The sequence below is a fragment of the Planomicrobium soli genome, assembly GCF_003014655.1.
GTDB classification, from domain to species: domain Bacteria; phylum Bacillota; class Bacilli; order Bacillales_A; family Planococcaceae; genus Planococcus; species Planococcus soli_B.
This window is the reverse complement of the sequence record NZ_PYAT01000003.1, coordinates 219,168-232,534: the sequence shown is the minus strand read 5'-3', so window position 1 is coordinate 232,534 and position 13,367 is coordinate 219,168. Positions and strand designations below refer to the sequence as shown.

The window sequence follows — 13,367 nt, the reverse complement described above, 5'->3', positions numbered from 1 at the left end:
GACTTCAAGCTTTTTTTCCTTTAATGTAAAAGGATACTCAGGTAAAATGAAAATAGATAGCCTCGAGGAGGGAACAGCGTGACGATTGAATCGATGAAAAAGACGAAATTTTCGCAACGTACATATGCTGAGTGGCAACTTGCAGCCGAAGAAGGGCTCAAAGGCAAGCCGTTTGAAGAATTGAAAACGCTCACAACCGAAGGGATAATACTGGAACCGCTTTATACAAAAAACATGCTTGACCGCTTAAGCGCCGCTTTGCCGGTGCAAGCAGAAGCGGTCCGTAACGGCAAACAAAAACCAGGCTGGCTGGTAGCGCAAGAAATTGCAGCGGATTCACCTGCAGATTTCTTAGCGAAAGCAAAAGATGATGTGGCACGCGGCAACGATATGATCGTTTACGCCAGCTTTAAGAAAATGGATTGGCAGGACCATGAACTCAAAGAACTCGCCAGTTTGATCACAGAGCATCCTATCTACTTCAAGTTGACACAAGAAAACCGGGATATTTTGCGTGTTTTCGAGTGGGTTGAAAGTGCACGAATGGAAAACGTGCGAGGCGTCATTTTTTCGGAAGAACCGGTAGATGCTCCCGTCAACGTACGGACAGAGCGAATCGATCTGCTTCCTGTCCATAATTCCGGGGGCACCATTATCCATGAGCTGGGTGTTGCACTCAGCATGCTTGCAGAAAAAATGGATGCGGAAGATTTTGCCGGAACAGCAGGACGTCTTTGGGTCCGCTTTGCAGTTGATACCCATTTCTTCCAGGAAATTGCGAAGCTGCGCGCTTTTCGGATCCTGTGGAGCGCTTTTTGTTCCGCTTACGGACAAGAAGCGCCGGCAATCCCGATTTTTACAGAAACGTCCGTGCGGTCGTATTCAAAATTGGATCCGTACGTCAATTTGCTGCGGGCCGGCAATGCAACATTTTCCGCGGTACTGGGCGGTACAGATGCCCATACGGTTTTGCCACATGACTTTTTGACAAACCCTGATCCGATCAGCCGCCGCATAGCGCGCAATATTCAATTGGTCATCAAAGAAGAAACGCATGTGTCGCATACACTGGATGCTTCGGCAGGTTCTTATTTTATTGAGACGCTGACAAAAGAATATGTAGATGCGGCATGGCAATATTTCTTGGAAATCGAAGGGGCAGGCGGCTATTCGGTAGTGATGAAATCAGGCTGGTTGACCGACGATATCCAAGTGAAATGGCTGCAGCGTGAAAAGGAAGTTTCCACTCGGAAAGCGTCGCTTATCGGCACAAATATTTACGCCAATCCGCTGGAGCCGATAAAAGATCAAGAAATCGAATACAGCCATTTAGAATATGCCACGGCAAAACGCTTGGCTGCACCTTTTGAAAAGCTGAGAGCGAAAAGCAAAGAGACGCTCCTGAAAACAGCTGTGCTTCATTTGGGACCGTTAAAAGACGTTAAGCGCCAATCGGATTTTGTGACTGGATTTTTGGCGGTCGGCGGCATCGAACCGCTTATAAGCCCAGAGCTCCAATCAGCCGACAGCATCAACCGCTTTCTAGCCGAACATGATATCGATTATGCCGTTCTATGCGGACCGAAGGAAAAGGTGGCAGAAATGGTGCCGGCACTTTCAACACGGGCCGCAGTGGATATTGCCGGCAAATATCCGGCGGAACAACTTGATGCGTGGAAGCCTTACGGCGTGTGGGATTCGATTTACAGCGGGAAACCGATCACAGATAAACTCGAGCAAATCTTGAACTTAGGAAAGAAGGCTTTTTAATATGACCAAACCTGATTTTTCCAAAGTGGATATACAGCAAGTGAGCATTCAAGAAAAAGGGATAAAAACTAAAGAAGCGTTTATGACCAATGAAGGCATCCCGATCAAACCGGTATATACCGAAAAAGATATTGAATTCCTTGAAGAAAGCATGCCGGGTTTCGCGCCGAATGTCCGTGGCCCGTATCCGACGATGTATGTATCACGGCCCTGGACCGTCCGCCAATATGCCGGTTTTTCTACCGCTGAAGAAAGCAATGCGTTCTACCGGCGCAATCTCGCCATGGGCCAAAAAGGCTTATCGGTGGCGTTTGACTTGGCGACTCATCGTGGATATGACTCGGATCACCCACGGGTTGTCGGGGATGTCGGCAAGGCGGGCGTTGCCATAGACAGTGTGGAAGATATGAAGATTTTGTTCGACGGCATCCCGCTCGATCAAATGTCGGTGTCAATGACAATGAATGGTGCAGTTGTGCCGATCATGGCATTTTTCATCGTCGCAGCGGAAGAGCAGGGTGTTGCCCCGGAACAATTGGCCGGGACAATTCAAAACGATATTCTAAAAGAATACATGGTGCGCAATACGTATATCTATCCGCCGGCCATGTCGATGAAGATTATCGCGGACATCTTCCAATTCACTTCTGAGAATATGCCGAAATTCAACTCGATTTCCATATCCGGCTATCATATCCAGGAAGCTGGGGCGACAGCGGACATTGAACTTGCGTATACGCTTGCCGATGGGTTGGAATACGTCCGCACAGGGCTTGCTGCCGGAATAGGCATCGACCAATTCGCGCCGCGGCTTTCGTTTTTCTGGGGCATCGGCATGAATTATTTCATGGAAATCGCGAAAATGCGGGCCGCTCGGGAAATCTGGGCGAAAATGATGAAATCGTTCGACCCGAAAAACAGCAAGTCCCTCGCTTTGCGAACACATTCGCAAACGTCAGGCTGGAGTTTGACTGAGCAAGACCCGTTCAATAATGTTACGCGGACACTCATTGAAGCTAATGCCGCTGCAATGGGCCATACGCAATCGCTTCACACGAACGCGCTTGATGAAGCAATCGCTCTTCCGACTGACTTTTCAGCGCGCATCGCACGCAATACGCAGCTCTTTTTGCAAGAAGAAACCGGCATGACGAAAGTGATCGATCCATGGGGCGGCTCCTATTATGTCGAAGCGTTGACCAATGAACTAATGGAAAAGGCATGGGAATTGATCGAAGAAGTCGAAAATCTCGGCGGCATGGCAAAGGCAATCGAAACCGGATTGCCGAAAATGCGCATCGAAGAAGCGGCTGCGAAAAAGCAGGCTCAGATCGATTCCAACGAAGAAGTGATTATCGGCGTTAACCGCTACCGGCTCGACCAGGAAGACCCGATCGATATTTTGAATATTGATAATACGCTTGTCCGCAAAAAGCAGATCGAGCGGCTGGAACTGATGAAAGCCGAGCGAGACGACAAGCTTGTAGCAGAAGCACTTGCGCGGTTGGCAGAAGCGGCGCTTTCAGGAAAAGAAAACATCTTGGAATGCGCGGTGGAAGCAGCTCGCCGCCGGGCAAGCCTCGGCGAGATATCGGATGCTATCGAAGAGGCATCTGGACGGCATAAGGCGGTGATCCGTTCCGTGAGCGGTATTTACAGTTCAAACTTTTCGAATCAGGAAGAAATTGAAATCGTCAAGGAAATGACTCAAGACTTTATGGAAAACGAAGGGCGCCGGCCGCGGATTTTGATAGCAAAAATGGGCCAGGACGGCCATGACCGCGGAGCGAAGGTTATTGCCACAGCTTTTGCTGACCTTGGTTTTGATGTCGACATCGGACCGCTGTTCCAGACGCCGGCTGAGACGGCGCAACAGGCAGCAGAAAACGATGTCCACGTAATCGGTGTCAGTTCGCTCGCCGCAGGTCACATGACTTTAGTTCCGGATTTGGCATCAGAACTTAAAAAAATCGGCCGGGAAGATATATTGATCGTCGTTGGTGGCGTCATTCCTGCGCAAGACTATGAATTTCTTCGTTCAAACGGCGCCAGCGCGATTTTTGGCCCTGGTACGGTCATTCCGGTGGCAGCCCAGAAAGTGATCGAGGAAATTTACGTCCGCCTCGGCTATGAGGAAGTGGCGGACTGATGGACCAAGAAAAAACGGCGAGGCATATGATGAAAGGAGTTGCATCCAGCCACGACGGGATGAGCCCTGTTCCAAGGAAGAAATTCAGGAAGCCGAATGAAGAGAAAATCGATATAACGGAAATTGTTGAAGGCGTCCAAAGTGGCTCTCGGCTGTTTCTTGGAAAAGCGATCACGCTGCTTGAAAGTTCAAATCCCTCTCATAAAAAAGAAGGACAGGATTTATTGAACCGGCTTTTGCCTGAAACGGGAAAAAGTATTCGCATAGGCATCACAGGCGTGCCTGGTGCAGGAAAAAGCACCTTCATCGAAACGTTTGGCGAACTGCTTACAAGCCTTGGCCACCAGGTAGCGGTTCTCGCAATCGATCCGAGTTCGTCGTTGACCGGCGGCAGCATCCTTGGCGATAAAACCCGGATGGAACTCCTGGCCCGGAACCCGAACGCCTTTATCCGGCCGTCTCCGACAGCTGGCACGCTCGGTGGTGTCCATAAAAAAACACGGGAAACAATGCTGTTGTGCGAAGCTGCTGGCTATGACATCATTCTTGTAGAGACTGTCGGGGTCGGGCAAAGCGAAACGCTCGTCCGCGGAATGGTGGACATCTTCTTGCTGCTCGTGCTGACAGGTGCCGGAGATGAACTCCAGGGAATGAAAAAAGGGATATTGGAGCTGGCTGATGCGTTGGTTGTCCATAAAGCGGACGGCGCAAATACGAAACTTGCGAAAAAGACCGTTGCGGAATACAAAGGGATGCTTCATTTTCTTCAGCCGGCAACCGCCGGATGGAAGACCGAGGCGCTTGCAGCTTCTTCGATCGAGAAAACAGGGATCAGGGAAGCTTGGGAACTCGTAAGACAATTTGAAAAGACTGTAAAAGAAAGCGGCACCTGGGAAAAACGGCGCCAGTCCCAGACGAAAGACTGGTTCCGTTCGATGATTGCGGATGAACTGCACAGCCGTTTTTTTGAAGATCCAGCTAAGCGTGACGGAGTGAAAACATTGGAACAGCAGGTGCTCGAAGGCAAATTGACTGTTTCGCAAGCAATTTCTGTGTTGTTTGAGTAAGCTTTTTTGCAAGTATTTTCAAGGGATGCTATGATTAGTAGAGTACTAGATAAGGAGTGAGTTAAATTGGCAATGGATTTTAATTTTCTAATGAATGATATCGTCACTACAGCCCGACAAGAGTTGGTTGACGGCGGATATACACAGCTTGAAACACCTGAAGAAGTTACGGAAGCTTTCTCAAAAACAGGAACCAGCCTTGTGATGATTAACTCAGTTTGCGGTTGTGCCGGCGGCATCGCGCGTCCAGCAGCACTCCATGCGATTCATTACGACAAACGCCCTGATAACTTGTATACAGTCTTTGCAGGACAAGACAAAGAAGCAACTGCGCAAGCCCGTGCAATTTTCGGTGATGACCATCTTCCATCTTCGCCATCGTTCGCTCTTATGAAAGACGGCAAAATGGTGGGCGAAATTGGCCGCCACGAAATTGAAGGCCACGATCCTATGTCTGTCATCACGCATATCCAAGCGTTGTTTGAAGAGCATTGCAAAGAAATTTAAGTTGAAATGCCCCTTCAAAGGGGCATTTTTTCATATCGAAAATTGGAGGCCAGCATGAAGTTAAAGCGTTTTTCCATTGGCTATCGAACGATGAAAACGGCGGCAGGCGCGACAGTCGCCATTTCGCTTGCCCAACTGCTCGAGCTCGATTACTATGTGTCGGCGGGTATTTTGGCCATCCTTTGCATACAGCCGACCAAGAAAAAATCCATTCGCGCAGCATTTACGCGTTTTGTCGCCAGCTTGATCGCCATCGCCTTTGCTTTTGTCTTTTTTGAAGGATTTGCATACCATCCGGCTGTTTTGGGACTCTTAATCTTGTTGTTTATCCCGGCATTGGTATCGCTTGGCTTTACGGAAGGCTTTGTTTCAAGCTCCGTCATATTGATGCATATATATAATTCCAAAAATCTGACCGGAGCACTTTTTGTCAACGAATTGATGCTCATGGCGATCGGTTTCGGTACAGCGCTGCTCGTTAATATGTATATGCCGAGCATCGAACGGAAGCTGGATTCTTACCGCTTTGAAATAGAAAAGCTTTATTCCGCGATATTCCGTGAAATAGTAGTTTATTTGCGGCAAGGCGATTCCCATTGGAGCGGCAAGGAACTAGTGGAAACGGCTGAATTATTGAAAGAAGCGAAAGCGCTGGCGTATCAGGATGTTGAAAATCATGTTACCCGGCTTGAGAACAAGCATTACCATTATTTCGATATGCGTGAGCAGCAATTTGATATTATTGAGCGCATTCTTCCGAAAATCACGGCTCTTCCAGTCATGGTGGGGCATTCTGAACTTGTGGCGGATTTTCTGGAAGACCTGGGTGAACATATCCATTCTGGCAACACTGCACGCCATTATATGAACAAGCTCGAATCCTTGAAGGCGGACTTCGCAAATATGCCGCTCCCTAAAGATTACGAAACTTTTTTTGCAATGGCATCGCTCTATGAAGTGATTCAGGAAATGGAAAAATACCTGGAAATCAAGCAATCTTATAAAGGGTTCCACAACAAAAAGACGGCCGAAATTTAAATCGGCCGTCTTTTTTCATTTATGGAATTAAAGGATAAAGCTGATTCCCATCATCAAGCTGGACAATAGCATCAAGATGATCATAGCGTAAACGACGAATTTGCGGAAAAAATTGTTTCTCATTGAGGGAAAGACTCCTTTTTTATCAAGTATTCTTGATGAAATCATACCATATTTGCCGGTTGAACTGAAGAACAACGCGACCCGTTTTCCAAATATTCGAGTAGAACTAGAGTTTTTATTTGCGAATGGGTACAATGAAGAAGAAGCTGAAAAAGGAAGTGAAGCACGATGAAGAAAGTCGACCATATCGGAATCGCAGTCCGGGATTTGAACGGAGTTCTTCCTTATTATACGGAAACACTTGGGTGTCCGCTGCTGAAAATTGAAGAAGTTGCTTCTGAAAATGTCCGGGTTGCATTTATCGACGCTGGCAATATCAAGTTGGAACTTCTTGAACCGATGAACGAAGAAAGCGCTATCTTTTCATTTTTGGAAAAAAGGGGCGAAGGCATCCATCATATCGCTTTTGGGGTGGAAGGAATTGAAGAGCGGATGGCCGAGCTGCGTGAAAAAGGCGTTCGCCTGTTGAACGAAGAGCCAAAAAGGGGTGCTGGGGGCGCATTGGTTGCTTTTATGCATCCGAAATCCTCAAATGGCGTGTTGTACGAATTGTGCGAAAAGCAGTAGCAGAGGGAGTGGGGAAATGGACATTTACGAAAAAATCAACGAATTGTACGACCGCAAGCGTGAAATTGAACTCGGTGGAGGAGAAGACCGGATCAATAAACAGCATGAAAAAGGCAAGCTGACAGCCCGTGAGCGTATTGAATTGTTAGTGGACGAAGGTTCGTTTGTTGAACTGAATCCGTTTGTTGAACATCGTACGACTGATTTTGGCATGGCTAATGGACCCGGCGAAGGGGTTGTGACGGGATACGGCAAAGTGAACGGGCGGCCGATTTATTTGTTCTCCCAGGATTTTACCGTTTTTGGAGGCGCACTCGGCGAAATGCACGCGCAAAAGATTGTTAATGTCATGGACATGGCGGCTAAAAACGGGGCTCCATTTATCGGGTTGAACGATTCAGGCGGGGCTCGGATCCAAGAAGGCGTTTTATCGCTTGATGGCTATGGCCATATTTTCTACCGGAACTCTATTTATTCTGGGGTGATTCCGCAGATTTCGGTTATTCTTGGCCCATCAGCGGGAGGCGCGGTTTATTCGCCTGCCATTACCGATTTCGTGTTCATGGTTGATAAAACAAGCCAAATGTTCATAACCGGGCCCAAAGTAATCGAAACGGTGACCGGGGAACAGATTTCCTCAGAAGATCTTGGGGGATCGAGAGTACATACCGCAATCAGTGGAAATGCCCATTTCCGCGCAGCATCAGAACAAGAAGTGCTGGATATGGTACGGCAGTTGGTCGGCTATTTGCCGCAGAACAATCAGGAAATGCCGCCGCGCCTGGAAGCTGGCGAAGAAGACGATTACCGGCCGGAATTGGCGGATGTGGTGCCTTATGAAGCAATCCGCCCTTATGATGTCCGAAAAGTGGTCGAGCAGGTAGTGGATGCGGGAAGCTTCATGGAGGTGCAGCCGGAATTCGCGAAAAATATCGTCATAGGCTTGGCGCGCATCAAAGGGGAGTCAGTCGGACTTGTGTGCAACCAGCCAAAAGTGATGGCAGGCGGACTTGATATCGACTCGTCTGATAAAGCTGCGCGTTTTATCCGGTTCTGTGATTCATTCAATATCCCGATCATTACATTTGAAGATGTAACCGGCTTTTTCCCGGGCATCAAGCAAGAACATGGCGGCATTATTCGCCACGGGGCGAAAATCCTGTATGCCTATTCAGAGGCGACTGTGCCGAAAATGACGGTCATTTTGCGTAAAGCTTACGGAGGCGCATATGTGGCGCTCAATTCAAAATCCATCGGCGCGGATCTTGTTTACTCTTGGCCAAATGCAGAAATCGCGGTCATGGGACCGCAAGGGGCAGCCAACATCATTTTTGCGCGTGAAATTGCGGCAAGCGAAAATCCGGAAGAAACACGCGCAGCCAAAATTGAAGAATACCGCGAAAAATTTGCCAATCCATATGTGGCTGCGGCGCGCGGAATGGTCGACGATGTGATCGATCCGCGGGAAACGCGCATCAAACTGATCCAAGCCCTGGAAATGATGCGCAACAAAAAAGACGTGCGTCCTGCGAAAAAGCATGGCAACATGCCATTATAAGAAGAGGTGCAAAAAATGAATAACGAGCGCTTATTGAACGAGTTTCTGGAATTGGTGCAAATTGATTCCGAAACGAGAAACGAAGGAGACATCGCCGTATTTTTGAAAGAAAAACTGGAATCACTAGGATTCTATGTAACGGAAGATGATTCTTCTTTGCGGAACGGCCATGGCGCCAATAATATCATTGCAACGTTAAGAGGAAATGCCGCCGATGTTGCCGCAATCTACTTTACTGTCCATATGGATACTGTCGTCCCGGGCGTCGGCGTCAAACCTGAAGTTCGTGACGGCTATGTTTATTCGGACGGTACGACGATTCTGGGAGCGGACGATAAAGCGGGGATTGCGGCACTGTTTGAAATGATCCGGACAATACAGGAACAGGAAATCGAACATGGCGACATTCAGTTTGTCATTACCGCAGGGGAAGAAAGCGGCCTAGCGGGCGCCAAAGAATTGGATCCTTCCTTGCTCTTCGCAAAATACGGCTATGCAGTCGACAGTGACGGCAAAGTGGGCGGCATCGTCACTTCCGCGCCTTATCAAGCGAAATTGTGGACGACGGTCTACGGCAAAACAGCTCATGCAGGGGTGGCGCCGGAAAAAGGCATTTCGGCGATTACCATAGCGGCAAAGGCGATTGCGAAAATGTCGCTGGGCCGCATTGACGCAGAAACAACCGCCAATATCGGGCGTTTCGAAGGCGGAAAGGCAACCAATATTGTCTGCGACGAAGTGTCAATCCTAGCAGAAGCCCGTTCGATCCGGGAAGACAAACTGGCTGACCAAACCACCCATATGGAGTCTGTTTTTGAAAATGTAGCCCAAAGTTTTGGCGGGCGGGCTAAGACCGATGTAAAATTGATGTATCCGGGCTTTCATTTTGAAGAAACAGAACGTGTGGTGAAAATTGCCCAAAGAGCGGCAGCGAAAATCGGCCGGCCCTCACCGGTATTGACAAGCGGCGGCGGCAGCGATGCCAATATTTTCAACGGTTATGGCATTCCGACTGTTAATCTCTGTGTCGGCTATGAAGAAATCCACACAAAAAACGAGCGCATGCCGATAGAAGAGCTGGAAAAGCTTGCCCAACTATTGGTCGAAATTGTCAAAGAATCCGCACGTCAGTAAAACACCGGCTTTCGATTGAAGCTTAAAGAGTGCTATCAACGTGTCCAGCCCGGTCGATTCCAGGTAACTTTATTTATTAATTTTAGAGGTTGTCTATAGTCTAAGAGCGTCTACTTCGGTAGGTGCTCTTTTCTTGTTCATTATTACCGAAAATTTGACATTGTATCATTAATTTATTCATGGTATATTAAATTAGTGACAAATTATATTAAAAAAATGATAGGTGGAATTCTGGATATGAACAAAAAGATTATTGCATCAGCTTTATCTGTGGCGCTGTTATTCCCTGCTACTACATCTGTGGGAGCAGCCCATTATTCTGGAAATGACGTACAGCGGGAAACAGTTGCTTCAGTTGGAACAACCGGTTCTGCAAAAGCTGCAGTGGCAGCCCATACTTTGTCTGCCTACGAAAAGGAAATAGTGACGTTGGTCAATAAGGAACGTGCGAAAGCCGGCCTAAAAGCGCTTGCTGTTGACACTCAACTTTCTAAAGTTGCCCGACTAAAATCAGAAGACATGTATAAATTGAAAAAAATGAGCCATAGCGGTACATACGGCAGCCCATTTGATATGATGAAGAAATTCGGCATTACATACAGGGCAGCCGGTGAAAACATCGCCCGGGGATACCGGAGCCCGCAAGAAGTCATGAAAGGCTGGATGAGCAGCCCGGGGCATCGGGCGAATATCCTAAATAAAAGGTACACGCATATTGGGGTGGGCCACGTTGCATCCGGCAACTACTGGACGCAGCAATTTATCCAAAAATAAACGAGAGGAGCCTTGCGCTCCTCTTTTTTTTATGTATATAAGAACTGGAAGAATGTTCTCACTTTTTATCGAGCGCTCCTCTTATGGTAAACTGGAAGAAAATGATGATGGAGCGATTCCTATGGCAAGCCGAGTGATTTTTCATATCGATATGAACAGTTTTTACGCATCCGTCGAGCAATCACATAATCCGGATCTGAAAGGAAAAGCGATTGCCATTGCTGGAAATCCTCAGGAACGGCGGGGCATTATTGTAACGTGTTCTTATGAAGCACGTGCTCACGGCATTTACACGACGATGCAGGTGCATGAAGCAAAGCGCAAATATCCTTCTCTGATCTTGTTGCCTCCGAACTTTGACCGTTACCGCATCGCTTCCAAAGCAATGTTCGATATTTTGCGCTCCTATACCGGTTTGGTGGAACCTGTATCAATCGATGAAGGGTATCTTGATGTGACGGATCTTGCGGTTGAACGCCATGCAGTGGATATTGCTCGGGAAATCCAGACCCGCATCTTATCAGAACTTGATTTGCCGTGTTCGATTGGCATTGCGCCGAATAAGTTTCTTGCCAAAACAGCATCTGATATGAAAAAACCGCAAGGCATCACCATTCTGCGGAAACGCGATATCGGTGAAAAGTTATGGCCGCTGCCAGTAATCGAAATGCATGGCGTCGGCGAAAGCACCGCGTCAAAGTTGAATGGGCTGGCAATCAAGACGATCGGTGACCTGGCACTGGCCAATCCTGGCTTGATCAAGGAAAAGATGGGCAAAAACGGTGTGCGGCTTCAAGCAAGGGCGAACGGTATTGATGACCGTGCAGTCGATCCGGACTCGATTTACGATACCAAAAGTGTTGGGACGTCCACAACATTGCCGGTTGACGAAACGGAAGAAGAAAATTTGCGCGTCATCATCTTAAGCCTTTGTGAAAAAGTGGCAAATCGTTTAGAAGCGAAAGAATTGGCGGGGCCGACGGTGACCATCCAGACACGAAGCTCCGACTGGCAAAACCGGACGCGCAGCATCACGTTGAAAAACACGGTATGGAAAGCGGAAGACATCAACCGGACCGCCTGGCAGCTCTTTACGAAGCACTGGAACGGCGAAGCGCTGCGGCTTGTTGGTGTAACGGTTTCAAATGTAGCCGACAAAGGCGAATTGACTGAGCAATTGTCGCTTTTCAATTTTCAGGAACATGCCAAAGAAGAGCCGATACTTGACTTGATGTCAAAGCTTGAGAGCCGTTTCGGCAAAAGGGTTCTTGTAAAAGGTGCCAAAGAGGCGAAATTGAAACGGTCCACAACCGGTTCGGAAACGAGTTTCAGCAAGGATTTTCTTGATGACCACGAGAGAAAGTAGGGGAACTATGCAGTTATTATTTTTGGGGACCGGTGCAGGAATGCCATCCAAACAGCGCAACACTTCGGCTATCGCCTTAAAATTATTGGAAGAACGCGGCACTGTCTGGCTGTTTGACTGCGGGGAAGCAACCCAGCATCAAATTCTGCGCACAACGATAAAACCGAGGAAAATCGAAAAGGTGTTTATTACGCATTTGCACGGTGACCATATTTTTGGCCTTCCAGGGTTGCTCGGTTCCCGTTCTTTTCAAGGAGGAGATGAACCGCTCGATTTGTATGGGCCGGCAGGCATCCGTGAATTTGTAGAAACCGTGCTGCGCGTCAGCCGAACGCATTTAACATATCCAATTCGCTTTCATGAGCAAATGGAAGGGGTTATTTTTGAAGATGAGGAAATGATGGTTGAAACAGCGCTGCTTGACCATGTCATTCCTTCTTACGGCTATCGCATAACGCAAAAGCCATTGCCTCCTAAGCTTCAGATTGCAAAAGCGACAGCACTTGGTGTTCCCAAGGGCCCATTGCTTGCACAATTAAAAAGCGGGAAAGACGTTGTGCTTGAAGACGGCACGACTGTAAAAAGTGAAGAAGTGACAGAACCGGGTGACCGCGGATTTGTCGTCTCTATCCTTGGAGACACACGGTTTTGCCGAGCTGCAGCCGAGTTAGGGAAAGGTGCCGATGTGTTGGTCCATGAAGCGACATTTGATGCAGAAACGAAAAAACTGGCTGGCGAATACGGCCATTCCACTATACTGGAAGCGGCCGAGACGGCTCGCCTGGCAGATGCGAAATTGTTGATCGCCAACCACATCTCTGCCCGCTTTTTGCCGGAAGATGAAAAAAAACTGCTGAGCCAAGTTCGTGAAGTTCATTACGATACGGCGATAGCCCATGATTTTTCTGAGTTTTCGTGGAACAAACAAACGCAAGAAATGAGGAAAATATAGGAAGGCCATCCAGTTGGATGGCTTTTTCTGGTGAATATAAAAAAAACAATGGAAATAATAGAACATATGTTCCCTTTGTGATAAAATAAAGGTACAGCTGTAGGAGGGCGGTTCGGCCATTCCCCGGGAAAGGGGGTGGTAGTATGTCTATATCGGAAACATTCGAACTCGTGTTCATGAGCATCGGCCTGACTATAAGCGGATTGGGCTTGATCATTTCGATGATAGTGCTTGCGGACAAAAAAAAATAACCGTCCCCCGGGTAAGGAAAGACGGTTATTTCTGAAACCCAATTTCTAAGCCAACCGCTCTCATGGCGGTATACAGCTCGCCGGATGTTCGCGCATCCGGCATTTTTGCGT

General features: G+C 48.0%; 12 protein-coding genes. 11 read left to right on the top strand and 1 reads right to left on the bottom strand.

What is annotated here, in order from left to right:
- The first annotated feature begins 78 nt into the window (after positions 1-78).
- From B0H99_RS05390 to B0H99_RS05370, 5 genes are all read left to right on the top strand, one after another.
- Complete coding sequence (locus B0H99_RS05390; protein WP_106532616.1) at positions 79-1,770, top strand: methylmalonyl-CoA mutase family protein; 1,692 nt, start codon at positions 79-81, stop codon at positions 1,768-1,770.
- Position 1,771: 1 nt separating this feature from the next.
- A complete protein-coding gene (gene scpA, locus B0H99_RS05385; protein WP_106532615.1) occupies positions 1,772-3,919 on the top strand; it encodes a methylmalonyl-CoA mutase in 2,148 nt (715 codons plus the stop codon).
- Entirely contained in the window at positions 3,919-4,986 is a 1,068-nt protein-coding gene (meaB, locus tag B0H99_RS05380) for a methylmalonyl Co-A mutase-associated GTPase MeaB (RefSeq protein ID WP_106532614.1), read from the top strand. Before scpA ends, meaB begins: the two co-directional genes overlap by 1 nt.
- 66 nt (positions 4,987-5,052) lie before the next feature.
- Entirely contained in the window at positions 5,053-5,493 is a 441-nt protein-coding gene (locus tag B0H99_RS05375) for a BrxA/BrxB family bacilliredoxin (protein ID WP_106532613.1), read from the top strand.
- A 54-nt stretch (positions 5,494-5,547) separates the two neighbouring features.
- Positions 5,548-6,531, top strand: coding sequence for an aromatic acid exporter family protein (locus tag B0H99_RS05370; RefSeq protein WP_106532612.1), 984 nt, complete (start codon positions 5,548-5,550; stop codon positions 6,529-6,531).
- 27 nt (positions 6,532-6,558) lie between these two features.
- Here B0H99_RS05370 and prli42 read toward each other — a convergent pair whose 3' ends face one another.
- Positions 6,559-6,654 carry a stressosome-associated protein Prli42 gene (prli42, locus tag B0H99_RS17780; protein ID WP_181313581.1) on the bottom strand — a complete coding sequence of 32 codons (96 nt, stop codon included), beginning with the start codon at positions 6,652-6,654 and terminating at the stop codon, positions 6,559-6,561.
- A gap of 168 nt (positions 6,655-6,822) precedes the next feature.
- Here prli42 and mce point away from each other — a divergent pair, with 168 nt between their 5' ends.
- The 6 genes from mce to rnz all read left to right on the top strand — a co-directional run bounded on the left by mce (position 6,823) and on the right by rnz (position 13,005).
- The gene (mce, locus tag B0H99_RS05360) at positions 6,823-7,221 is read left to right on the top strand and encodes a methylmalonyl-CoA epimerase (RefSeq protein ID WP_106532610.1); all 399 of its coding nucleotides are present in this window, start codon (positions 6,823-6,825) and stop codon (positions 7,219-7,221) included.
- Positions 7,222-7,237: 16 nt separating this feature from the next.
- Positions 7,238-8,779 carry an acyl-CoA carboxylase subunit beta gene (locus B0H99_RS05355; RefSeq protein WP_106532609.1) on the top strand — a complete coding sequence of 514 codons (1,542 nt, stop codon included), beginning with the start codon at positions 7,238-7,240 and terminating at the stop codon, positions 8,777-8,779.
- A gap of 15 nt (positions 8,780-8,794) precedes the next feature.
- Positions 8,795-9,913, top strand: a complete 1,119-nt coding sequence (locus B0H99_RS05350; protein ID WP_106532608.1) for a M20/M25/M40 family metallo-hydrolase — start codon at positions 8,795-8,797, stop codon at positions 9,911-9,913.
- A 237-nt stretch (positions 9,914-10,150) separates the two neighbouring features.
- Positions 10,151-10,687: a CAP domain-containing protein gene (locus tag B0H99_RS05345; RefSeq protein WP_425440377.1), complete on the top strand. Its 537-nt coding sequence runs from the start codon at positions 10,151-10,153 to the stop codon at positions 10,685-10,687.
- 121 nt (positions 10,688-10,808) lie between these two features.
- Positions 10,809-12,053 carry a DNA polymerase IV gene (locus B0H99_RS05340; protein ID WP_106532759.1) on the top strand — a complete coding sequence of 415 codons (1,245 nt, stop codon included), beginning with the start codon at positions 10,809-10,811 and terminating at the stop codon, positions 12,051-12,053.
- Between the two features lie 7 nt (positions 12,054-12,060).
- On the top strand, positions 12,061-13,005 hold the full coding sequence (gene rnz, locus B0H99_RS05335; protein ID WP_106532607.1) for a ribonuclease Z: 945 nt from the start codon (positions 12,061-12,063) through the stop codon (positions 13,003-13,005).
- The last annotated feature ends 362 nt before the right edge of the window (positions 13,006-13,367 follow it).